This window comes from Methanomassiliicoccales archaeon, from assembly GCA_013415695.1.
In the GTDB taxonomy this organism is placed as follows: domain Archaea; phylum Thermoplasmatota; class Thermoplasmata; order Methanomassiliicoccales; family JAAEEP01; genus JAAEEP01.
On record JAAEEP010000020.1, the window covers coordinates 14,809 to 36,191 of the forward strand.

Genomic DNA, 21,383 nt, shown 5'->3' on the forward strand with positions numbered 1-21,383 from the left:
CCCTCGGGAAGACCCATGAGATAATGGGCTTCATGATAGATAATCATACCTCGGATGAGAGCTTGGGACTCGCTGCCAGCACCTCCATGATGGCCACCCTCAGCTCCTCCACACCCTCACCGTCAAGGGCAGATATCTTGATCCTGTCCGAAGTGGACCGCCCAAGATCGACCTTGTTCTCAACCTCTATGATCGGTACTTCTGGCATCCACTCCTTCAGGGACCCCAAGAGATGGAGCTGAATATCGATGCTGTATCCAGAGGTCTCGGTCGGGTCTATCATGAACACGATCAGATCTGCCAGGTATTTGATCGCGAGAACCGCCTGCCTCTCTATGGCGTTCCTCTCCTCCAATGGCCGATCCAGGAGACCCGGGGTGTCCACTAGCTGGAAGGTCTGCCATCGATTCGTGAAGTGACCCACTCCCACCCCCTTGGTAGTGAATGGGTAGACGGCTATCGCAGGTCTCGCATTCGAAAGCTTCTCAATAAGCTGGCTCTTACCTACATTCGGGAAACCGGCTATGACAGCTGTGGGAATACCTGTATCGATGTTGGGGAGTTTCCTGAGTTTATTCCTGGATTCGCCAAGGAACTCCAGATCTTTGGATATCTGACTCACAACTGAAGAGATCCTGCCGTAGTACTCTATCCTCAGGTGATCGACTACGGTGACATCCTTTGACCATCTGATCCTCCTGAGGTATTCGCGTTGAAGGCCTGAGCATTTCTTGGCGCACCAGCTGACCGCCCCTAACGACTTCTTAAGAGGGTCCACTCCAACCAGTACGTCCACCAGTTCTGAGTAGAATTCCTCCTTTCTGTCGAGATTGGGGAAGGCCTTCACATACTTCATGAGGGTCGAATTCAGCACATCTCCCGAGGCTGAGATCTTTGCGAGCGAAGTCTTCTTGGCGGTATCCAACCTGGTATTGCCCCTGAGAGTGATCTTGGACGCTTTGTGAAAGGCTTTGTCAAGAAGCTCTTTGGATGTGAGTATGGTGGGAATTTTCCTTCCCCAGTCGATCATGACTCTGATAAACGTATAGGAAACATTTAACCCCTACTACGGGGTTGTGTGAACTAGGTGTCCCTATGGCCTACGATTTGGAGTACAGGGTATGGCTCAAGCGTAACGGCCGATTCCTCATCAGCAACGGAAGGTCAAGACTTCTGAGGTCCATTGAGGAGAAAGGATCGATATCCAAGGCGGCGGAGGAGATGGGGATGTCCTACCGCCACGCATGGGGGGCGATCAAGAAGATAGAAGAGGCGCTTGGTACCAAGGTCATCACCTCTGAAAGGGGCGGTCAAGAGGGGGGTGCGTCCCAACTCACCGAGGCGGGAAAGGAAGTTCTTCTCGCTTATGAAAACCAGGTCATGATGATCGATGACCTTATCAAGAATCGTTACCAGAAGCCCACCCTGGCTGCGGATGGTATCGTGATTATTGACGACCAGGTGGTCTTGATCCGCCGAGGGAGGGAGCCTTACAAGGGTTGCTTCGCCCTACCTGGGGGAATTGTCGAGTATGGAGAGAACGTTGAAAGCTGCATTGTCCGGGAACTCGAGGAGGAGACAGGACTGCGCACCGAGATACTCGACATGGTGGGCGTCTATTCCGAACCGGGAAGGGATCCCCGCGGACATTTCGTTTCAGTGGTGTTCCACCTGGCGAAGATCGGGGGTAACATGGAATCCGGTGACGATGCGGCGGAGGTGAAGCTCTTTCCCCTGGACCAGCTGCCGGAGATGGCCTTTGACCATTCCCAGATACTGAGGGATTTCATCGAGATGAGGAGCGAGATGCTCTGATCGCAGAGCCTGACGGCTCTGTAAGCTATTTCTATTGTTAAGACGTTATGTCGATTGTAATGATCGATAATAAGCTCGACCGGGAGATACTCCAACTTCTGCAGAAGAACGGAAAGCTCACCTACGAGGAGATCTCGAAAAAGGTCGGAAGCCCACCCTCCACGATCAGGGATCGCATCAAGCGCATGGAGGAGAATCGTCTTATCCTTGGATATTCCACCATTATAGATGAGGAACGTGTGGGCATGGCGGCGGACGCGTACATCGCGGCCGACGTCCCTCCTGAACGGATCTCAGAGGCATTCGCCGCCCTTTTCTCCATGGAAAGGGTCTCTGAGATTCTGAAGATAACTGGGCAACGAAGGATCATGTTCAGGATTAAAGCGGTGAACAACGAGGAACTTATGTCCATCATCGACAGGGATATTCGTCCTCTTGGCTTCGATAACATTGAGATAAAGGTGGTGCTTGACCACCTCATACGCTACCCTGGACTTTGAACTCAGTAATATCTCTTAGAGACGAGCCAGAAGTTTCTTTGAAGGTTGCCCTCCTTGAGTTGCAGCTCGTGAACGGATTCGATGTAGTCGATTTCCTTCTGGCTGAAAAGTCTGGAATCGTACTGACATACGGCGGTGAAGCCTTTTGGCAGCCCAGCAATTGACAATGCCGCTTCATACCTAAGAACTTCTGAGAATAGCCCAGGATTATTGGCGGACCAGGACAGATCCCCTACGACCACTAGGCCCTTGTAGCCTTCGTCTTGAATTTCATTGAGAATATTTTTCCATTCAGCTATCCTCACTTCCAAATTGAAAGCGCCATTCTCAAGATAGAAGGGAGTCGCACTCATAAGTCTTAATCTTCCCTGTGCGATCCCTTCCTTTATTCTCCTAACGATTGATGAATCACCGTGGTTCAGGAAGTCCAGCCCAAGATCATCGACGATATAGATCAATATCTCATCCCTATCGATCCATTCAAGAATATCGCAGACCGTCCTCAACCGTTCCTTGTCGCAGGAATAAACTTGAATCGCGTGGTCCCCTCTCCTGTAAGCTTCAGTCCAAATCCCATCGTTCAAGCTACCACTTGTTCCCTTGCGTTTGACCTTCTAAGATTTCTCAATTCGATTACATAGCTGATTAGTATAAAGCTTTGCCACGATTTATCGGACATTGTGTAACTCTCACGGACTCCAGAAGGAAGTGGATTATTGGACGAACGTCCAAGAGTCATCGGAATTCGAGGGTCCGAATTGGATGTTTCATCAATGATTGTGATATGTAAGCCCTTTCATACGAAATATGAAGGCAAATAAGATACATTCATTAAGGAACAGGAATTTCGACCGATGCGGTATTGTATCTGACGATACCCTGCTTGTAAGGTTTGAGGCTCATCGCGAAATGAGGTGCATCACTTGCGTTTTGTATCTTGGAATGTGAACGGTATCAGGGCAATTCAGAAAAAAGGATTCTCGGAATGGATGGTGGAGAATGATTCTGAAGTGATCTGCATACAGGAGACAAAGGCCCACAAGGAACAGTTGAAGGATGATCTCCTCAGAATTGGTGGTTACCACTCTTATTTCTCCACTCCAGAAAGGAAAGGATACAGCGGGGTGGCCATATACACTAAGGAGGAGCCCCTTTCAGTCGAAGAGGGTAGCGGCTCAGTAAGTTTCGACATCGAGGGAAGAGTACTGATAGCTGAATACCCAGAGTTCTTCCTGATGAACGTCTACTTCCCCAATGGTAAGGCTTCAAAGGAGAGGCTCAGATACAAGATGGATTTCTATGAGCATTTCCTGAGGTTTGTCAATGAAAAAAGAAAGGAGAAGGGCGTAATCGTTTGCGGGGATGTCAACACCGCCCACAAGGAGATCGATATCGCAAGACCAAAGGAGAACTCCAAGGTATCTGGTTTTCTTCCTGAGGAACGAGAGTGGATCGACAGGTTTTTAGCCACTGGCTTCTTGGATACCTTCCGGGAATTTGACAAGTCTCCGAATCGCTATTCATGGTGGGATCTCAAGACCAGGGCCAGGGAGAGGAACGTAGGATGGAGGATAGATTACTTCTTCATCAGCGAAGAGTTGAGACCCAATCTTAAGGGGGCTGCCATCCACGAAGAGATCCAGGGATCGGATCACTGCCCTATCTCACTCGAAATGGACTTTTAAGAAAAAAGGAAAGAAGGTCGTTTGATTCCCTCTGGAAAATCAGTATTTGGGTCAGATACTGGCTGCTGACTTCCTCTGTTGGAGACCCAACATGATGTTGATTACTCCAAGGATAATGGCATATGTGGCGATTATCCACAGGATGGCCAGCACTCCAGCGCCCGGAAATAATATGATCAGTATTCCAAAAATCAGGGAAAGAAGCCCCGAAGCTGCTAGAAGACCCTTGCTCATATTATTGAAGACTCCGATGGCCTCTTGGGGTGTCCATACGGCGGCAATTATCTCGAACATCCCGAAGATCATCGCCCAAGCACCAACTAGGTATGCCATTGCCAAGAGGGTAATGTCCGGCCATGCAAGCGCGATGATGCCTATGATTATTCCAAGGATGCCTTGAGCTACAAAAAGCCAACGAGCCTGTTTCATGTCTTTTCCAATAATGCCACTGAATAGTGAGAAGAACCCCAGAAGCAATGCGAAAGAACCGAAAAGTATGGTAACGGTGAGCAGCGTGATCCCGGGTAGCACAAAGGCCAATATCCCGAAGATGAGGGCGACGAGTCCGACAGCGACCTTCTCCCACCACTTCCGTTTCTTCCACTGTTCTTCGATCTGTTTCATGTCCGTTTCGTCCATAGGTTGCACCTTTGGATCTGTTGTATGGTCTCACTCGAAATCAAACTAATGTTCAACGAGTGCACAGTTGCTTTTTTCAACGGAATCATAAGGATATGAACATATGAACATTTCTATTGCATCACTTCTATCAAAATCGAGAATTTAGAAAACAAATTTTACTGAAACCCGATAGAAAGGAAGTTTTTCTGATTATCACACTTTGTTAATAATGAGAAAAGGTAGAAGAATGAATTTAACCAAATTCTAATCATATGGAGTTAATCGAGCTCCTCGACCGCTGTCTATATGAGGACGAGCTTAGGGAGATACTGGTGACCATTGGTGAAACGCCAGATGGGATGAAAACCGATCTCCTGAATAAGCTGACACACTCAGATTATGATACGGCCGAGGTACTGAGACTCATCGATGAGGATATGTTGACAATCGTCTGCCTGGAGTCGGGCGTACCGACTGTCCCCAGCAAGGATGAGATGGTGGAGCTCATCTTGGAAGATATCCTCGGGGAGAAGCACGATTACTTCGAGATCTCAACCAAGAATATGGAGGCTGGCCTGCAACCCAACGCTACGGACTCTTTTGATGAAGAACTCCCTGACATAGACTTCGATGATGTCGTCAACAAGATCGGAGGATGGATTCCAGTCAACACCTACCTTCCCAAAGCTGTTATCACGAACGACCTTGGTGATTTTCTGAGGCGTGAGGGGTTCGAAGTTCGAGTCAAAACGGAATTCGATATTCGCTTGGGAGGGAATGTGGCGGTTGAGATGTCAAGAGGGAGGAACTCGAAGGACATAGATGAACTCCTTGAAAGGATTATACAGGATCTCGAACGTGTCGAATCGGTGGTCGGGGTCATGTATGGGGTCGAGAGCGAGGAAATCGTCGATCAGATGGAGGAAGCCCTAGAAGGAGCCTTCGAAGATCCTGATAGAGTGGCGATAGTCCTCATCTGATCCTTCAATAGAGTCGTATTCTCATTATTCAGTGCCAGCGTTATTTATCCTCTTCGAATTTCAACGATGTTGAATTCATGCAGAACCTTCTTCCTGTAGGTTTTGGCCCATCGTCGAATACGTGACCGAGATGGCCACCGCACCGCGAGCAGTGTACCTCTGTTCTCTCCATTCCCAGAGCGATATCGGTCTCGTATTCCACTTTTTCCTCCGAGACCGGCTTGGAGAAGCTGGGCCAACCTGTTCCCGAGTCGTACTTGTCCTCCGAAGAGAATAAGAGATTTCCGCAGCCCGCGCACTGGTACTTTCCCTTTTTCTTGTTGTTCCAATACTCATTAGCGAACGCGAATTCGGTTCCCTTCTCCCTGAGGACATGGTATTGCTTCCTCGTTAGTATCTTCCGCCACTCCTCCTCCGTCTTCTCTACCTCGTGGATCATGATAACGCCTCACTCAGGTCTAGAGAACTCCAACCACATGCCTATTAAACCTCCGAGGCACCACCGTAAGGTTGTCAAAGAGGCCGGCATGGAATTCTTAGCGGTGGAGAGCCTATATGAGGGCATGTACTCGACCGTTCTGGTGACGGCTCCAGATCTTGACGCTTCCAGAAAGATCTCGAGACGGGTCATTGAGGAAAGGCTAGCGGCGTGCGCCAATATATTCCCCATCCACTCGATATACAGATGGAAGGGCGAAGCCGTGGAGGAGGAAGAGCACGCCATACTGCTGAAGATCAGGTCGGAGGACTTCGAGGCTCTGAGAAACGCTGTCCTCGAGATCCACCCCTACGAGGTTCCCTGCGTGGTGAGGTACGAGATATCGGAAGGGCACCAGCCGTACCTGGACTGGATAGGGGAATCGACCCAAAGATGATCCTTCAGGGGGTTTGATCGGATGACCAGGATCGCCAGGGGTGGAAAGCACATTTTCGGTTGGTCCAGAGTGCGAGAGGACGGGACGTTCGCCGTGCCTCAAGAGGCGATCGAGGAGTATGGGCTCTCTCCTAGAGAAAGGCTGATCGTGGTAGGGGGGAGCAGGTCATCCGGAGGATTCTCGATCATCGGCTCGGATCGCTTGGAGAGGTCCCCTCTGCGAGAAGGCTTGGAGAAGATCCATGGGATCCTGAGTGGATCGATTGATGAGGGGAGTGCGGTGGCAGAGGGAGACCGATGCTACAGCAGGACCTCATTGCGAGAAAACGGGACTGCGTTCCTGCGAATCGAGACCCTTCTGAGCTTCGATATACACCCTGGTGACCTGTTGCTGGTGATCAGAGGAAGCGGCCTTGGTCCGAGCTTCGCGTGCAGGGGACCGATCGTGGAATCGGCAAGAGGGCATCCGGAAATAAGGATATTCGGGTAGAGATTTATCATTCCGGAATACCATCATCGAGCGAGGTGGCTCTTTGAAGGTGCTTGGGATATTGGGCAGCCCGAGAACATCCGGGAACACGCATGCGCTCATGACGAGCGTGATGAAGGGCTGTGATTCGCTGGGGGCAGAGACCGAGATCGTCGAGCTGGGGGACCTGGAGATCAAGGAATGCGATGGATGCCATGCCTGTTGGAAGGGGCGCGAATGCCCGAAGGGCGACGACATGCTGGACCTCTACGAGACGATGAAGAAGAGCGACGCCTTCGTCTTCGGAACTCCGGTCTATTGGTACGCACCCTCGGGACTGATGAAGATGCTGATCGACAGGATGGTCTACTTCAACTGCCCAGAGAATCGGATCAGCATTCGAGGAAAGGTTGCCACGTATGTCATTCCATTCGAGGAGCTCGATCCTGCCACGGCTGAGCCTGTGGAGGATTTCTTCAGACGATGCTTCCAATATCTAGAGCTCCGCTTGATAGAGGGCGTGGTCGTCCCGGGTGTCAACGCCAAGGGGGAGGTGTCCAGAAAGAGCGATGCCATGGAATCGGCGTACCAACTTGGGAGGAGTATCACCTCTTGCGGCCTTAGAGAATGAGGGCTCGCTCAAGATTCTTGCTCTCGGCATGATTAATCCGGAAGATCACCAAGGAACTCGCCCATCCTCCTACGGTACTCCATAAAAGCATGACGTCCCTCATTGGTGAGGCGGAGCATGGTGTGGGGTTTTCTCCCTACGAACTCCTTCACGACCTCGATGTACCCCGCATCCTCGAGCTTCTTCATGTGCGACGATAGGTTGCCGAAAGTGAGCCCCATCCTATTCATGAGGAATAGGAAATCGGCGCTCTCGAGGACGAAGAGGTTGGCCATGATCATGAGGCGAACGGGCTCGTGTATGGTCTTGTCGATATCCGTGACGCCAACCCTTACATCGATCGGCTCTGTCTCACCAGGCATCGCCAGCATTCTCCTTGCTCGATGGATATCTTCTGATGAAGAACACGACCAGCATTACCACTCCAACGATCAGGATGATTGCCCCGGACGCTATGGACAGGATCGAAGCCAACTCGTCCTCGATCGTCCCCGTCAGGTAGATTATGGATGCAATGACAAGACCGTAGAAGAAGATCCTTGTCGTTCCCATGTAGTAGGCGATCATTCCGAAGATCAACGCCACGATGATGGAGAATCCAATGTCCACTATGTTCGTCGACGGCAGAAGGTCCATGGCATATAGTATCCAGAGAGCGACTGTGGACAGTACCGCAGCAAGGACCATCACCAAGAGTGAAAGGTGTCTCCTCTGGCGCTTTGCTCCAAAGCGGGCCATTCCCAGGCGGGGGATTGTCACGTACCTGCGCCCGACGATGAGAATCCCGACGCCTACGAAGATGAGGACGGTGAACAGCACATTGTCCGTGTATATCCTAAGACCGAAACCCAGGAGCAGGAATCCTATGAAGATGTCCCAGAACCCGTCCTGCATGTAGGAGCTGAAGGCCTTCCTTTCGATCCTCTCTAGATCGAGGTTCTCATTCATCTTTCTACCTCCAGTCTATAATCAACTCTGTGATATTTATTACTTTGCAATACAAAGTTCTTCACACATTCAATGTCGCTTGAAGGAAACGAATTGCCCCCGCTTCCTCATTGAGTATCACTTCCAGAGGATTTGACAGACATGAATTTCCAGAGCTGAGAGGAACGAAGATGGCAAATGATCCCTGGTCAGGAGTAGGTTTTAATCTCATAGATCTCGCAGATACTCCTTGGTCACTTGGGCGAGTCGGTTGAGACCTTCCTCAATCCTTTCCAGACTGGACGTCGAGAAGTTGAGCCTCGCGCCCTGATCGTTTCCACCAGCGATGTAGAACGGCGACCCAGGCATGATGGCCACATTGTTCTTCAGTGCCTTTTGGAACAGCTCCATCGTGGAGCCCTCAGGAAGAGTCATCCACACGAACAACCCTCCCGATGGATGTGTGTGACTCACACCCTCAGGCATCAGCTCGTCTAAAAGGCGGACCATGAGATCCCTCTTGGCCTTGTAGTTCCTGTTGATCATCTCGATGTGGGCGTCAAGATCGTTATCCTGCAGCCACTGGAAGATTATCCTCTGAGACAGGAAATTCGAGTGAAGGTCCGTGGCCTCCTTGGCGATCGTGACCTTCTCCATTACCTCGGGAGGACCGACCATCCAACCGCAGCGCATCCCCGGTGAGAATATCTTGCTGAAGGAACCTGTTAGGACGACCTGCTCCGGCAATAATGAAGCAAGAGGGGGCAATGGATCAGAGTCGAAACACAGCTCACCATAGGCGTCGTCCTCGAGGACCAGTGTGCTTCCGCCCCCGATAATATCGACAACGGCCTTCCTGCCCTCCAAGGAGTATGTAGAGCCCATGGGATTCTGTGAGTTGGGTACGGAGTAGAAAAGTCTTGGTTTGTGTTCCCTTATAATCCGTTCCAGCATCTCCGGGTTGGGACCGTCTTCCTTCAGGTCTACCGGTCGGAAGCTGGGTTCGAAGACCGAGAAGCTCTGGACCGCGCCGAGATATCCTGGCTGTTCGATGGCCATCGACGATCCAGGGTCCAGCATGACCTTCCCAACCAGGTCGAAGCACTGCTGGGATCCGTTCACAATGATCATCTTCTCGGGGTCGACATCGAGTCCGTGCTTCCTGCGATACCTATCGGCTATGAATTCTCGTAGTGGAGGGTAGCCCTCAGTGATGCTGTACTGCAGGGAAGACCTGCCCTCCTCGGTGGAGAGGAGATCCTGAGCCGCTGCGGCCACGCTCTCCATTGGAAGGAGCGCGTTGTCGGGAAGGCCGGATGCGAAGGAGATTATCTCCGGGTCCTGGCAGATGCTGATCAGCTCCATGATGTATGACTTGGGCGTCACGGACATGCGTCGGGCGAATTCGAAGGTCGTGGGATCCCCTCAGAAAGGGGGGATGGAGCTGGTGCTATATACAGGATTCTCACCGAAGGGCGAAAGAGACCTGCCAAAGACGTATGGGATCCACAAGTAATGAGAGTAGATGATGATCAGTGAAAGAATGGAGATGTAAAGGGTTTCAGAAGGGAATAAACATCATTGCTATGCGGCCTTTGGCGACTTCCTATCTTGGAATCCGATTACAACATTGACTATTCCGAGAATAATAGCGAAGGCCGCAATAATCCAAAGGATCGCAAGAACGCCTTCCCCCGGGAAGAGGACGATGATGAAACCGAATATTAGAGAGATTATTCCAGATAAGGCAAGGATTCCTTTGCTCATCCCCGATGGGATGGCGTCAGGAGGTGCCGCTGCCGCGGCAACGATCTCGAATACACCATACATTATCGCCCAAAAACCGATAAGGTATGCAACGAACAATAGTGAGAGCCCAGGCCAGGTCATGACTATCAGACCGATTATGATTCCAAGTATTCCCTGGATGATGAATATGGTCCTTGCATTACCCAGATCCTTCCCTGCTATACCAGAAACTATTGCGAATATTCCAATCACCAGCGCAAAAGCACCGAACAACATGGTGATCGTATAGAGTGTCATGTCAGGCCAGGCGAAAGCCACTATCCCGAAGATTATGGCGACCACTCCAATGACCACCTTTTCCCACCACTTGCGCTTGTTCCATTCCGCTTGAATTTGCTTGACATCCATCTGTTCCATGAATCTTACCTCAGAGTCGATTCCATTGCAGCCAGTCAATCATAGACTTGATCGCTTCTAATGGAAGGTTAAGATTCTTTATTCGCACTTAAAGAATATGAATTTTTTCACTAATTGAATTGAACAATGCCACTAATCGTTGAAAGTCCTCGAGGCGTTTTCTGTAAATCCTAAATTTATATATAATACGGGGTAGAAATTTGATTAAGGGGGGTATCAAATGAAATTATCCGATATTGAGGGAATAGGCCCCGCATTCGAAAAGAAATTGACAGACGCTGGAATCACGAGCATCGAGATGCTGCTTGATAAAGGGGCAGCGGCCAAGGGAAGGAAGGAGATCGCCGAGAAGTCGGGTATCGATGCACCCATGATACTGGAGTGGGTCAACCGAGCAGATCTCTACAGGATCAAGGGGGTAGGTTCCGAATACTCGGACCTCCTGGAAGCAGCCGGTGTCGACACCGTACCCGAATTGGCCACTCGCAACCCGGAGAATTTGACCAAGAAACTTGAGGAGATAAACGCTGAGAAGAACATCGTTCGCCGCACTCCTTCCCTTTCAATGGTCGAGGATTGGGTGGCTCAGGCGAAGAAGTTACCTAAAGTTGTCACACATTGATTCAAGGATCTCAAATCAATCCTTCTATTCAAACCCCTTTCTTACTTTTTCTTGCGACATTGACCTGATTTAAGCCATTCTATGAATGGGATTACCAAAGCTTCAACTCAGATTGGAGGGGCCGGTATCCTTGTGTATGATGGAGTGCTGTTGTCCTCCTGTTCCCCAGTTCTCCTTCGGCGTCTCGTGAATCACGATGGTCACGGCGTCAGCCGGGATGTCTAACTGGGTGAAGGCTGCGGTGATCCTCTCCATCAAATCGGCTTTCCATCTGTCGGGTATGGGCCACATCTCGATCGTTACGATAGGCATCGACTCACCGATGATAGATACGATTTCCAGGGTAATAAACAGCCGGTTTCAGAGTTGAGAATCTCATGATATAGAATTTATTGAATCGTAGAATGTCAATTAATTTTATTATTGATCATATAATCCAGAGCGCGAATCGCATTCTTTCACAGTGCGTGGTTCAATCGATCAACGCTACCAATTTGACTCAACATAAATCTTAATATTAACAACCGTCATTGACAGAAGGTGGTGACCATGAAAGTCGAGTTGTATCATTCCTCAAAATATGGCAACGGCGCCATGGTGGCAGAGGAGTTCAGGGAGATGATGGGTACGAAGGGACATCAGGTCGGCATCCATCACATAAATGAGGTGAAACCCCAAGGGCTTGCTCAAGCAGACCTTTATGTCTTCATATCCCCCACCCGCCTGGGAAAACCGATCGGGGGGATGCGTCGCTTCCTGAAGAAGGTGGCCCTCCCTGCGGGCACCAAGTACGCGCTGATCGCAACGCACGGTGCCCCGGAACCGAACAAGAAGACCGGAAAGATGCCCACCCCAGAAGAGGTGGAGAAATATCAGAGAACCATACCGCTTATGGACGATGTTCTAAAACCAAAGGGGATGGTCAAGGTGGCGGATGTGAAGATCTACGTCACTGGTTTGAAGGGACCTCTCGAAGAGGGGTGGAGAGAGGATTTGGAAGCATTCATGGACAGGATCATCCATACTTCTGGTCATTGAAGTGCAGGAGATATCAATTTTCATCCGCTTGATGCGTTTGTCATTTCAGTGCAATTTGTCTTGATGTCCTATGTTCAAGGTAATTAAATCCATACTCAATCATCTGGGTCAAGCTGAGGAACCCCATTTTCTAAGCGAAGTACAGACAGAAAGATTTATTGCTCTGAATATATCATTTTGAGATTGCCAAATGGAGGGCCCACGGGGAGCGTGCTTCAAGGACGATGTCAATGCCTCTGCTGAGCACACTAGGCGATGTTCCCTTTGGGCTCCATTTAATAATGCACTTAATGTAGGCGACAATATCGCAATATTGATAGGAAAATACACTCAAACTCTCCATGTGGCGGGGCAGGGAGAGAGATGTCACCAAGCGTCAGGGTTTCTCCACCAAACAGGGGGAGTGCTGACCCCACTAAGATATTATGCCGTAGATGGATGAGCGGGACCTCGATATCGATAGTCGCCATTCTTCTGATAACTGCCTTCGTGGTCGTTCCTTCAAATGCTGAGGGTGCCGGTGTTCTTGATGATTGGTGCATCACAATGCTGGATACAGTTGATCAAACTGGCAGTTACACTTCTATCGCAATCGACTCGAATGACAGAAGTCATATCAGCTACTATGATGAGACGAATAGAGACCTGAAGTACGCCACCAATTCTGGCGGGAGTTGGAGTTATCAGACCATCGATGGTGCGGACAACGTCGGACTCCACACCTCGATAGCGCTTGACTCTAGTGACTGGGTTCACATCAGCTACTATGATATCACTAACAACGATCTGAAGTATGCAACCAACGCCGGAGGAGGTTGGAGCTATCAGACCCTGGACAGCAGTGGCAATGTTGGATGGGAAACCTCCATTGCCACCGACTCTAACGACAGGGTTCACATCAGCTACCGTGATGTTACGAACCAGGATCTGAAGTACGCCACCAACGCTGGAGGAGGTTGGAGCTATCAGACCCTGGACAATGCCGGAGATGTTGGTAAATTCTCATCGATCGCAATCGACTCGAACGATATTGCCTACATCAGCTATTGTGATATAACCAATTACGACCTCAAGTACGCCACCAACGCAGGCGGTGATTGGAGCTATCAGACCGTTGACGGCCAAGGTGAAATTGGATGGTACACCTCCATCGCTATCAACTCGAATGACAGAATCCACATCAGCTACTATGATTTGGCCAACAAGGATCTGAAATACGCCAACAACGCTGGAGGAGATTGGAGCAACCAGACCATTGACAGCAGTGGCAATGTTGGATTGTACACTTCCATTGCTATAGACTCGACCGACAGGGTTCACATCAGCTACTATGATACGACAAACGATGATCTGAAGTACGCTACCAACGCCGGAGGAGGTTGGAGCCTTCGGACCATTGATAGCTCTGGCGATATTGGATACCACACCTCCATAGCCATCGACTCTAACGACAGGGTTCACATTAGCTATTATGCCTTTACAAATTATGACCTCAAGTACGTCACGAACTCGGGTGGAGATTGGAGCAATCGCATCATTGATGGTCCCGACGATGTCGGATACTATACCTCGATAGCCATCGATTCGAATGACAGAGTCCACATTAGCTATTATGATCAGACGAACAGGGACCTCAAATATGCTACCGACGCAAGCGGGGACTGGAACTACCAGACCATTGACAGTTCGGGTGAAGTCGGATTAGAGTCTTCCATCGCTATCGACTCAAACAACAAGATCCACATCGCCTACTTCGATACGACAAACGATGATCTGAAGTACGCTACCAACGCCGGAGGAGGTTGGAGCCATCAGACCCTGGACAGTTCCGACCGGACTGGTTATGACCCCTCCATTGCCGTCGACTCGAATGATAAGGTCCACATCAGCTACTTCTATTGGTTGACTCAAGATCTGAAGTACGCTACCAACGCAGGTGGAGACTGGAGCTACCAGATCTTAGACAGTTCTTCTCTGAATGGCTGGCACTCGTCCATTGCCGTCGACTCGAACGATAAGATCCACATCAGCTACTTTGATGAAACGAATAGGGATCTGAAGTACGCTACCAATTCTGGCGGAAGTTGGAGCTATCACACAATCGACAGTGCGGATGACATCGGACTCTACACATCGATAGCGCTTGACTCGAACGACAGGGTTCATATTAGCTACTATGATTTGGCCAACAAGGATCTGAAGTACGCCACCAACTCTAGTGGAAACTGGAGCTGTCAGACCCTGGATAACGCCGGTGATGTTGGAAAACGCACATCTATCGCCATTGGCTCGAACGACAGGGTTCATATCAGCTACTATGATTTTACGAACCAGGATCTGAAGTACACCACAAACGCATTTGGAGGTTGGAGCTATCAGACCCTTGACGGTTCTGGAATGGTGGGCGAATTTAGCTCATTGGCCATCGATTCGAAGGAGAGGGTTCATATCAGCTACCTCGATGGAACCAATCTCGACCTCAAGTATGCATTTCTGTTCCTTTCGGTTCCTTCCGGCCCAGGCAACTTCCATGTCGAAGCCGGAGATTCATTGGTGAACCTGGACTGGTCCGCCCCGTACGATGGCGGATCCTCGATCACCGGTTACAACATATACAGGAGCACAACGCCCGGCTCAGAGATACTTCTTGCGACAATAGGCAACGTCCTCCTATACACGGACAACGACCTGACCAACGGTGTTACCTACTACTACCGGGTGAGCGCGGTGAATCCCATTGGAGAGAGTGGGCTGTCAAGCGAGATCTCCGCCATCCCAGCAACGATTCCGACCGCCCCTCAGAACCTGCAGGTCACGACAGGGGACGGATACATCAACCTCACCTGGGGAGCTCCAGCGGACGATGGGGGAGATCCTATCACCAACTACAAGATCTATAGGGGTACCTCCTCTGGAGGAGAGATGTATCTTGGTACGGTAGGCAACCAGCTGTACTTCAACGACACCGAAGTCACAAAGGATGTCAACTATTTCTACGAGTTGTGCGCCGTGAACGGTATCGGGGATGGCCCATTTTCCATCGAGGTCAACGCAACCATTGGCGTCAGCGGAAATGGTGGTCTGGACATCGTACTAATAGCGGTGGTCATAGCTACGGTCGCGGTGATAGGTGTCGCCGTGGTCCTGGTCATGAGATCCAGGAAATAGACGAATTTCCGATGTGAAATCGTTTGAATCTCTATCGTTCGCCCTCGGATCAGTCATCACTGGCCATAGTACCGGTATTTCGGTAGGGGGAAACGCTAATTATCAATGTGCCCGATTGAATGAAACCATTGGCAGTTGAAGATCATAAGCAAGATTCTTCGAATGGGATCCATGACTGCAGGTATCTGAGAGGGGATGAGTGCTACATCACTGGGTGGAAATGCAAACGCGAACCTTCATGGTGTTCCCTATCCCGCGAGGATTACATGATCCTCGACGAGAGGGAGGAGGAATGCATGGAGCGTCCCGACAGATATGTCTGTCGTGGATGCAAGGAGGTCTTCCCAGGTAGGATGGTCGAACTCCACATAACCTACACGGAGGAGCGGAACCGGATCGGATATTTCTACTGCGCCTCCTGCCTTGCACTGCTTCTAGGATACAGATGATTAGCAACACAACAATTCAACTTGTATCCAGATTCATCTATCGAGGCAACTAAAAAATTCTATCTATTGCCAATCAGGTATATCCCTGATGAATGCCACAGAGGAGTTCTTTTCAAGAGATTCCTTCGCTAAAGAGTCCGGCGTAGTCCTCCTAGAAGCCTCACCGGGTAGGGCCAGGGTGAAGATGGAGGTCGCTGAAAAGCATCTGAACAGCCATGGTACGGTTCATGGAGGCGCCATATTCACACTTGCCGATACCGCCTTCGCCGTTGCGTCCAACTCTCACGGCGTACCTGCCGCGTCAATAAATGCTCACATTTCATACATGAAATCCGTTACTTCTGGTGCCCTGTACGCCGTGGCTGAGGAGATCTCGCTGAACCCCAAGATCGCGACATACTTGGTGAGTGTCACGGACGATTCTGATGAGAGGATCGCCACGTTCCACGGCATGGTCTATCGAAAGACGCCGAAGAGGGAATGAGCGAACTTTGATGAGGATGAATAATCGAGAGGCCGTCGACCTTGGAACGAGACTGACTGAATCCATCTCAGATTAGAGCATTTCATTAGGACTCTGAGATTATTGATCCTGAATACGGGTTTGAAAGAATGCTGCTCAGAAGTCTGACGAAATCTGACGATAGAAACTAGGATGGTTCTAGAATCTGGGCCACGAACTTCTCAACTATTTCCTGCCAGCCATCCTCCAAGGGACCTTTCATATTCTCAGGTTGAACGAAGACCTTCATCTCCGCCACCTTCCTCAGACCCTTGGCCTTGAGCTGTTCGTCGATCATTGGTATGGTGTGTCGCTCCTTCTCCAATTCCTCTTCCGATGGAATAATACCGGTCTTCTTGTTAGGTCTGGCCGCACTAAAGGTGCCGAAAACCGCATACTTCGTCCCTGATGGCAACGACAGTTTCTTCAGGAAGCGGATCATCCCACCGACAGCCTTCCCGAAATGCGTCGGTGAGCCAAAGACATAGAGGTCGGCAGATGGAAGATCCTTGGGGCTCACTTCCTTGATGTGATGAATGTTGACCTCATTGCCCTTGGCCATCATGAGCCTCTTGAACTCCTCTGCCACCTTCGCTCCATTCCCATATTTCGAGGCGTGGTAAAGCTCGACCCTCATTCCAACACCGATCCCGATATCCATTTCCTCCTAATTATTCTTAGCGTGGACATCAGATGGTCAAGGAAGTCCGGGAGGATCACCCGGTCAAGATCCATTGGTCCTTCCGTCTATGAAAGATCGACCAAGATCTCGCCTTTCGAAGGTAATTGTTGAGGATGCTATGGGCTCCTGTGAAATCAGAATGTCACCACAGAGGGGCCCCGCAGGACTCGCACTTGCTGCTTCCTGGGAGGTTGACCCTTCCGCAGTACTGACATTTTCCAGTTGCTTTGATATCCTGGATCCTCTTCTCCCAGGAGGCGGCTTCCTTCTTGTTGAGAACGAAGGCCAAGGAGAAGAGGACGATGGCCACGATGAAGAGGCCTATGGCCAATGGCCAGAATCCAGATGAGGCAGCTGCCGCTACTATCGAGAAGGCGAAACCGAAGAACGCCAGCAAACCGCCGATTCCCGCCATCACCAGAACCAATACCGAGGTCTCGAACTGAGGTCCCGGCCTGTCCTGAGCTTTCTTCAATGGATCGTTGGAGCCATGCAATGATCGCTCGACGGGAGGAATAGTATCGCTAATCGCAGCCATGGTCATCATTCCAATCGTTCAAGAGGTGAACCTGTTCCCGCATTCCGAGCAGTAATTGACCTTGCCCCTGACCTCATTCCCGCATTCTGGACACTTCTCGACGAGCTTGCTCCCGCACTCCGGGCAGAACTTCGACGAAGAGGGTATTCTCTCCTTGCACTCAGGGCACTCCATCATTCCGTCCATACGTATCTTATTGCCGCATTCGAGGCAGAACCTGGAGTTGGATGGTATCTCCGCGCCGCATTTCTCGCATCTGATCGCCCCCTGCACGACCGACGATGATTGATTGGATTGGGACATCCCGCCACTCATGGCCCTTCCCATCTCCAGTCCAGCACCGGCCCCGGCGCCAAGTCCTGCGAAGAGCCCTGCCGCCGATCCGTCTCCCTTGGCAGCGCCCTCGCCCACGCCCTCTATGGCCTTTCCGGTCTGGTACTGCATGTAGTTGACCTCCAGGGCACCCATGGCACCCCTGCGATCGATCGCGGCCTGCACCTCGTCGGGTAGGTTGATGTTGAGCCCCGCGATATTCATGATCCGGAGCCCGTAGGCTTCCACCTCGGCGGAGATCTTGCTGAGGGCCATATGCTCGATCTCGTTTAGATAGGCGGGTATATCCAGAACAGATATCCCCTTGTCCCGGTTCAGCTCACCCAAGACATCGTTCAGGGTCTGGACCAGCTCGAACCTCAGCCATTCTACGATCCTCTCACTCTCGGTGATCCCCTCGCTCCCGACGAACTGTGTTATGAAGAGGGTGGGGTCCACCACCCGGTACGAGAACTTGCCGAAGGCACGTATGCGGACGATGCCGAAGTCCTTGTCCCTGAACGCCAAGGGCTCGGTCGTGCCGTACTTCCCCCTCATCTCCCTTCTTTGAATGTAAAATATCTCGCCCAGCTGCTTGATGCCCAGGCTCTTGGCCACCAGCTCCCCCAGGACCGGGACATTCAGGGTGGTGACCGCATACCTTCCAGGGCGGTCGAAGACATGCAGGGCCTTTCCGTCCCTGAAGAAGACGGCGAACTCGTCCTCCCTCACGATGACGTTATCGTTCCATCTGACATTCCTGGGATAGCGGTACATGACCCTCTCGCCCTTCTGCGCATCCGCCCAGGCATATGTATTACGGGCAATGTTACCGGGTTCTCCCTTTCCACCGTTGAACATCAGAATGCCTCCAGACCGGCGATCATGACCCGCCTTCTCTCGAAGAGCTCATCGAAGTCATCAAGGCCCTTGGACACTGCCTTCACTCCGCGGTGGACGGCCTTCGAATCGCCGCTGTCGAGGGATGTCTTAAGATTGGCAACGGTGTCGCGCATCCAACTCACCCCCTTTAAAAGGCTGAGATCCCACTCGTAGAGCTGGTTCAGTTCCACCTGCTCAATCCTGAAGTCGGCTGAAATACCAGTATAGCCCTGCTCCGCATGCCTGATCCTCTCCTCGATGGCAGAGCACCTCCTAACGAGGATCCCGGTCTCCTCGATCAGATCAAGCTCTTTCTTCCTGACCACGATTTCTCTGCACCGTTCCAGCCCTTTTCGAATGCTTCCAAGACTGCTAGCCAACTGCTCTCGCAGCAGCGAGTCCGCGACCCTGAGGTCCTCCCTCTCCCTGTAGCCGTGGAACCCCGGGATGAGGAGTTCGATCTCCTTGATCAATCCCCTGTCCTCGACCACCCTTCTCCTCAAATCAGACATGATTGACCCTCTGGCAAAGGTAAGATTATCATTATCGGAACAGGTATGATTCAATCAAACCTTTTTAAAGAATTGATTTAAATTTCATCGATTGAGATTATCACGTTGAGTTTCCGCTCACAACGAGTATGAAATGGTTGAAACGTGTTTTCGCCTCGATTCCAGATATTTCAAGTCTGGCCCTATCTGAGTCTAATCTTATGAATGGGTGAATGGTTTCGCGGAGATTGATGATGAGATAATAATTATCCATTATCGACTGCAGTAAACACTGTTAACAATAATTTTATCGTCTTAGAGAACTATAATTTCCACATCCTGGGGCAGGAGGAGGTGAATTAAATCGATTCCATTACAGGCTATTAGCAAATTTAAAAATCTTAGTACCTTTATATTAAATAATATTTAATAAACATGAAGGCGAGATGAATGAAGATAAAGAGAATTCTATTGTTTGCCGCCTTGGCCCTATCCATGGTTCTGGTGGCATTCATGGGATTAATTAGTGCCTACACATTAGATATCGACGATGATTTCATCCCATTGATCAATGGAGATCAAGAGAATCTAGGTGCGGATGAACCTCTAACCGGATGGGTGGTGTCGTATCAAGACAAACCCGAAGGTAAAAGACTATTACTATGGGAGGAACATGGCGGGTGGTGGGCAGATGCCGAGAAAAGGCCCCCATTCGACGGGCCTGGTAATCCTCCTCCGAACAACCCTGGAGATGAAGATGACCTGCTCTGCTGGGCGGCCACCGCCTCGAACATGCTGGAATGGACTGGCTGGGGATTCGTTGACGGAATGGACGGTACCGATGACTTTTTCCAATACTACCAGGATCATGTCACCGATAACGGTAGCAACACCAAATATGGGTTGGAATGGTGGTTCAACGGGAACCTGAACACCCCTGGAGTCAATTGGTCGGAGGAGGACGTCGATGTGGACGGTTTCTGGGCTCCCACCTACGACTGGTCCACATATGTCGATGAAACGGGGCTTAACTTCAGCGTATTGCCCGACATAAAACACTTCCTGACGCTAGGAAATGCAGTTGGCCTGAGCATCTGTCCAGTCTCTGGAGGAGGCGGGCATGCCATTACATGCTGGGGAGTGAACTACGATCCCTTTCCAGACCCTATGGACCCGAACGGATGGTATCTCGGAATATGGGTGACCGATTCTGACAACAATAAAAGCACATTGAATCCTGACGACTGGCTGAGGTACTATGAGGTCGAGTACGACTTCGATAAAGGATGGTGGTACATGCCTAACTATGGAAGCGGTTATCAGATAAGATATGCGTATGCACTGATGCCATTCCCGGGGGAGTCCCGTCCTGTAGCTGATCTTGGCGGACCATACGTAGTGAATGAAGGCGATATCGTATTATTCAATGCCGCTGGTAGTACGGATGATGACCCCCTCCAGTACCGATTTGATTTCGATGCTGATGGAGAGTGGGATAGATCCTGGTCGTCGTTCGGTAATGCCAAGAATAGATGGTACGATGACTATGTAGGGGACGTATATCTGGAGGTGTCCGACGGAAGGTTGAGAGATATGGACATAACTACAGTCACCGTCAACAATGTTGCCCCCACCATTGCAGTAACCGGAGGAACCTGGAGCCATCAGACAATTGACAGAGGTGCCAATGTTCAATCACACACGTCCTCAGCCGTCGACTCCAACAATAAGGTGCACATCACCTATGTGGATAGTGACAATGGCAATCTAATGTACGCCACCAACGCTGGAGGAACCTGGGTCCATCAGATCATTGGACATCATGCATGGTTGCCCTCAATCGCCATCGACTCTAACGACAAGGTGCACATCAGCTATTGTGATTACACGAATAATGACCTGAAGTACGCCACCAACGCCGGGGGAAGCTGGGACATACAGACCATTGAAGCGTCTGGTGTGTATTCTTCTTCGTCCATCGCCCTCGACTCCAACGACAAGGTGCACATCAGCTATACCGGTAGTGGATGG

Annotated in this window: 26 protein-coding genes; 13 read left to right on the forward strand and 13 right to left on the reverse strand. The window is 50.5% G+C overall.

The window, feature by feature from the left end; translation table 11 throughout:
- Positions 1–43 precede the first annotated feature (43 nt).
- Entirely contained in the window at positions 44–1,030 is a 987-nt protein-coding gene (locus GKC03_08810; protein ID NYT12627.1) for a GTP-binding protein, read from the reverse strand.
- A 65-nt stretch (positions 1,031–1,095) separates the two neighbouring features.
- On the opposite strand from GKC03_08810, the gene GKC03_08815 reads away from it, so the two are divergent.
- On the forward strand, positions 1,096–1,815 hold the full coding sequence (locus GKC03_08815; protein NYT12628.1) for an NUDIX domain-containing protein: 720 nt from the start codon (positions 1,096–1,098) through the stop codon (positions 1,813–1,815).
- 59 nt (positions 1,816–1,874) lie between these two features.
- Positions 1,875–2,315: a winged helix-turn-helix transcriptional regulator gene (locus tag GKC03_08820; protein NYT12629.1), complete on the forward strand. Its 441-nt coding sequence runs from the start codon at positions 1,875–1,877 to the stop codon at positions 2,313–2,315.
- A gap of 2 nt (positions 2,316–2,317) precedes the next feature.
- On the opposite strand, the gene GKC03_08825 is transcribed toward GKC03_08820, so the two are convergent.
- The gene (locus tag GKC03_08825; GenBank protein NYT12630.1) at positions 2,318–2,899 is read right to left on the reverse strand and encodes a hypothetical protein; all 582 of its coding nucleotides are present in this window, start codon (positions 2,897–2,899) and stop codon (positions 2,318–2,320) included.
- Between the two features lie 339 nt (positions 2,900–3,238).
- Between GKC03_08825 and xth the strand changes: the two genes are divergently transcribed.
- Positions 3,239–4,000: an exodeoxyribonuclease III gene (xth, locus tag GKC03_08830; protein NYT12631.1), complete on the forward strand. Its 762-nt coding sequence runs from the start codon at positions 3,239–3,241 to the stop codon at positions 3,998–4,000.
- A 51-nt stretch (positions 4,001–4,051) separates the two neighbouring features.
- On the opposite strand, the gene GKC03_08835 is transcribed toward xth, so the two are convergent.
- Positions 4,052–4,639 carry an HdeD family acid-resistance protein gene (locus GKC03_08835; protein NYT12632.1) on the reverse strand — a complete coding sequence of 196 codons (588 nt, stop codon included), beginning with the start codon at positions 4,637–4,639 and terminating at the stop codon, positions 4,052–4,054.
- A gap of 254 nt (positions 4,640–4,893) precedes the next feature.
- Between GKC03_08835 and GKC03_08840 the strand changes: the two genes are divergently transcribed.
- On the forward strand, positions 4,894–5,601 hold the full coding sequence (locus tag GKC03_08840) for a hypothetical protein (GenBank protein NYT12633.1): 708 nt from the start codon (positions 4,894–4,896) through the stop codon (positions 5,599–5,601).
- Positions 5,602–5,641: 40 nt separating this feature from the next.
- Here GKC03_08840 and msrB read toward each other — a convergent pair whose 3' ends face one another.
- Complete coding sequence (msrB, locus tag GKC03_08845; protein NYT12634.1) at positions 5,642–6,040, reverse strand: peptide-methionine (R)-S-oxide reductase MsrB; 399 nt, start codon at positions 6,038–6,040, stop codon at positions 5,642–5,644.
- A gap of 124 nt (positions 6,041–6,164) precedes the next feature.
- Between msrB and GKC03_08850 the strand changes: the two genes are divergently transcribed.
- From GKC03_08850 to GKC03_08860, 3 genes are read left to right on the forward strand one after another with little or no spacing between them, the layout of a single operon-like run.
- Complete coding sequence (locus GKC03_08850) at positions 6,165–6,476, forward strand: divalent-cation tolerance protein CutA (protein NYT12635.1); 312 nt, start codon at positions 6,165–6,167, stop codon at positions 6,474–6,476.
- A 21-nt stretch (positions 6,477–6,497) separates the two neighbouring features.
- Positions 6,498–6,965 carry a hypothetical protein gene (locus GKC03_08855; GenBank protein ID NYT12636.1) on the forward strand — a complete coding sequence of 156 codons (468 nt, stop codon included), beginning with the start codon at positions 6,498–6,500 and terminating at the stop codon, positions 6,963–6,965.
- Positions 6,966–7,008: 43 nt separating this feature from the next.
- Positions 7,009–7,575, forward strand: coding sequence for a flavodoxin family protein (locus GKC03_08860; GenBank protein ID NYT12637.1), 567 nt, complete (start codon positions 7,009–7,011; stop codon positions 7,573–7,575).
- A 32-nt stretch (positions 7,576–7,607) separates the two neighbouring features.
- Here GKC03_08860 and GKC03_08865 read toward each other — a convergent pair whose 3' ends face one another.
- The 4 genes from GKC03_08865 to GKC03_08880 form a co-directional block, all read right to left on the reverse strand.
- Positions 7,608–7,937 carry a transcriptional regulator gene (locus tag GKC03_08865; protein ID NYT12638.1) on the reverse strand — a complete coding sequence of 110 codons (330 nt, stop codon included), beginning with the start codon at positions 7,935–7,937 and terminating at the stop codon, positions 7,608–7,610.
- Positions 7,927–8,523, reverse strand: a complete 597-nt coding sequence (locus tag GKC03_08870; protein NYT12639.1) for a hypothetical protein — start codon at positions 8,521–8,523, stop codon at positions 7,927–7,929. The genes GKC03_08865 and GKC03_08870 overlap by 11 nt, the downstream gene beginning before the upstream one ends.
- 207 nt (positions 8,524–8,730) lie before the next feature.
- Entirely contained in the window at positions 8,731–9,894 is a 1,164-nt protein-coding gene (locus tag GKC03_08875) for a PLP-dependent aminotransferase family protein (protein ID NYT12640.1), read from the reverse strand.
- Between the two features lie 192 nt (positions 9,895–10,086).
- Positions 10,087–10,707 carry an HdeD family acid-resistance protein gene (locus tag GKC03_08880; GenBank protein NYT12641.1) on the reverse strand — a complete coding sequence of 207 codons (621 nt, stop codon included), beginning with the start codon at positions 10,705–10,707 and terminating at the stop codon, positions 10,087–10,089.
- A 181-nt stretch (positions 10,708–10,888) separates the two neighbouring features.
- Here GKC03_08880 and GKC03_08885 point away from each other — a divergent pair, with 181 nt between their 5' ends.
- Entirely contained in the window at positions 10,889–11,290 is a 402-nt protein-coding gene (locus tag GKC03_08885) for a DUF4332 domain-containing protein (protein ID NYT12642.1), read from the forward strand.
- Positions 11,291–11,392: 102 nt separating this feature from the next.
- Here GKC03_08885 and GKC03_08890 read toward each other — a convergent pair whose 3' ends face one another.
- On the reverse strand, positions 11,393–11,602 hold the full coding sequence (locus tag GKC03_08890) for a 4-oxalocrotonate tautomerase (GenBank protein NYT12643.1): 210 nt from the start codon (positions 11,600–11,602) through the stop codon (positions 11,393–11,395).
- A gap of 237 nt (positions 11,603–11,839) precedes the next feature.
- Between GKC03_08890 and GKC03_08895 the strand changes: the two genes are divergently transcribed.
- The 4 genes from GKC03_08895 (at position 11,840) to GKC03_08910 (ending at position 16,429) form a co-directional block, all read left to right on the forward strand.
- Positions 11,840–12,328: a flavodoxin family protein gene (locus tag GKC03_08895; GenBank protein ID NYT12644.1), complete on the forward strand. Its 489-nt coding sequence runs from the start codon at positions 11,840–11,842 to the stop codon at positions 12,326–12,328.
- Positions 12,329–12,691: 363 nt separating this feature from the next.
- Positions 12,692–15,496 (forward strand): carboxypeptidase regulatory-like domain-containing protein, encoded by a 2,805-nt coding sequence (locus GKC03_08900; protein NYT12645.1) that lies wholly within the window; start codon positions 12,692–12,694, stop codon positions 15,494–15,496.
- A 128-nt stretch (positions 15,497–15,624) separates the two neighbouring features.
- Positions 15,625–15,945 carry a hypothetical protein gene (locus GKC03_08905; protein NYT12646.1) on the forward strand — a complete coding sequence of 107 codons (321 nt, stop codon included), beginning with the start codon at positions 15,625–15,627 and terminating at the stop codon, positions 15,943–15,945.
- A gap of 88 nt (positions 15,946–16,033) precedes the next feature.
- The gene (locus GKC03_08910; protein NYT12647.1) at positions 16,034–16,429 is read left to right on the forward strand and encodes a PaaI family thioesterase; all 396 of its coding nucleotides are present in this window, start codon (positions 16,034–16,036) and stop codon (positions 16,427–16,429) included.
- Positions 16,430–16,595: 166 nt separating this feature from the next.
- On the opposite strand, the gene GKC03_08915 is transcribed toward GKC03_08910, so the two are convergent.
- The 4 genes from GKC03_08915 to GKC03_08930 all read right to left on the reverse strand — a co-directional run bounded on the left by GKC03_08915 (position 16,596) and on the right by GKC03_08930 (position 19,373).
- Positions 16,596–17,084 (reverse strand): flavodoxin family protein, encoded by a 489-nt coding sequence (locus tag GKC03_08915; GenBank protein ID NYT12648.1) that lies wholly within the window; start codon positions 17,082–17,084, stop codon positions 16,596–16,598.
- Between the two features lie 187 nt (positions 17,085–17,271).
- Complete coding sequence (locus GKC03_08920; GenBank protein NYT12649.1) at positions 17,272–17,667, reverse strand: hypothetical protein; 396 nt, start codon at positions 17,665–17,667, stop codon at positions 17,272–17,274.
- A gap of 18 nt (positions 17,668–17,685) precedes the next feature.
- Positions 17,686–18,840, reverse strand: a complete 1,155-nt coding sequence (locus GKC03_08925) for an SPFH domain-containing protein (GenBank protein NYT12650.1) — start codon at positions 18,838–18,840, stop codon at positions 17,686–17,688.
- Positions 18,840–19,373, reverse strand: coding sequence for a hypothetical protein (locus GKC03_08930; protein ID NYT12651.1), 534 nt, complete (start codon positions 19,371–19,373; stop codon positions 18,840–18,842). The genes GKC03_08925 and GKC03_08930 overlap by 1 nt, the downstream gene beginning before the upstream one ends.
- Before the next feature lie 429 nt (positions 19,374–19,802).
- On the opposite strand from GKC03_08930, the gene GKC03_08935 reads away from it, so the two are divergent.
- Positions 19,803–21,383 (forward strand): hypothetical protein (locus GKC03_08935; GenBank protein ID NYT12652.1); only part of this gene is annotated, 1,581 nt, incomplete at its 3' end.

Excerpts from the sequence above, each read along its gene's own strand:
- GKC03_08810 (NYT12627.1), bottom strand. The coding sequence starts at position 1,030 with ATGATCGACTGGGGAAGGAAAATTCCCACCATACTCACATCCAAAGAG.
- GKC03_08815 (NYT12628.1), top strand. The coding sequence starts at position 1,096 with ATGGCCTACGATTTGGAGTACAGGGTATGGCTCAAGCGTAACGGCCGA.
- GKC03_08820 (NYT12629.1), top strand. The coding sequence starts at position 1,875 with ATGATCGATAATAAGCTCGACCGGGAGATACTCCAACTTCTGCAGAAG.
- GKC03_08835 (NYT12632.1), bottom strand. The coding sequence starts at position 4,639 with ATGGACGAAACGGACATGAAACAGATCGAAGAACAGTGGAAGAAACGG.
- GKC03_08840 (NYT12633.1), top strand. The coding sequence starts at position 4,894 with ATGGAGTTAATCGAGCTCCTCGACCGCTGTCTATATGAGGACGAGCTT.
- msrB (NYT12634.1), bottom strand. The coding sequence starts at position 6,040 with ATGATCCACGAGGTAGAGAAGACGGAGGAGGAGTGGCGGAAGATACTA.
- GKC03_08850 (NYT12635.1), top strand. The coding sequence starts at position 6,165 with ATGTACTCGACCGTTCTGGTGACGGCTCCAGATCTTGACGCTTCCAGA.
- GKC03_08855 (NYT12636.1), top strand. The coding sequence starts at position 6,498 with ATGACCAGGATCGCCAGGGGTGGAAAGCACATTTTCGGTTGGTCCAGA.
- GKC03_08865 (NYT12638.1), bottom strand. The coding sequence starts at position 7,937 with ATGCCTGGTGAGACAGAGCCGATCGATGTAAGGGTTGGCGTCACGGAT.
- GKC03_08870 (NYT12639.1), bottom strand. The coding sequence starts at position 8,523 with ATGAATGAGAACCTCGATCTAGAGAGGATCGAAAGGAAGGCCTTCAGC.
- GKC03_08875 (NYT12640.1), bottom strand. The coding sequence starts at position 9,894 with ATGTCCGTGACGCCCAAGTCATACATCATGGAGCTGATCAGCATCTGC.
- GKC03_08885 (NYT12642.1), top strand. The coding sequence starts at position 10,889 with ATGAAATTATCCGATATTGAGGGAATAGGCCCCGCATTCGAAAAGAAA.
- GKC03_08890 (NYT12643.1), bottom strand. The coding sequence starts at position 11,602 with ATGCCTATCGTAACGATCGAGATGTGGCCCATACCCGACAGATGGAAA.
- GKC03_08895 (NYT12644.1), top strand. The coding sequence starts at position 11,840 with ATGAAAGTCGAGTTGTATCATTCCTCAAAATATGGCAACGGCGCCATG.
- GKC03_08900 (NYT12645.1), top strand. The coding sequence starts at position 12,692 with ATGTCACCAAGCGTCAGGGTTTCTCCACCAAACAGGGGGAGTGCTGAC.
- GKC03_08910 (NYT12647.1), top strand. The coding sequence starts at position 16,034 with ATGAATGCCACAGAGGAGTTCTTTTCAAGAGATTCCTTCGCTAAAGAG.
- GKC03_08915 (NYT12648.1), bottom strand. The coding sequence starts at position 17,084 with ATGAGGGTCGAGCTTTACCACGCCTCGAAATATGGGAATGGAGCGAAG.
- GKC03_08920 (NYT12649.1), bottom strand. The coding sequence starts at position 17,667 with ATGGCTGCGATTAGCGATACTATTCCTCCCGTCGAGCGATCATTGCAT.
- GKC03_08925 (NYT12650.1), bottom strand. The coding sequence starts at position 18,840 with ATGTTCAACGGTGGAAAGGGAGAACCCGGTAACATTGCCCGTAATACA.
- GKC03_08930 (NYT12651.1), bottom strand. The coding sequence starts at position 19,373 with ATGTCTGATTTGAGGAGAAGGGTGGTCGAGGACAGGGGATTGATCAAG.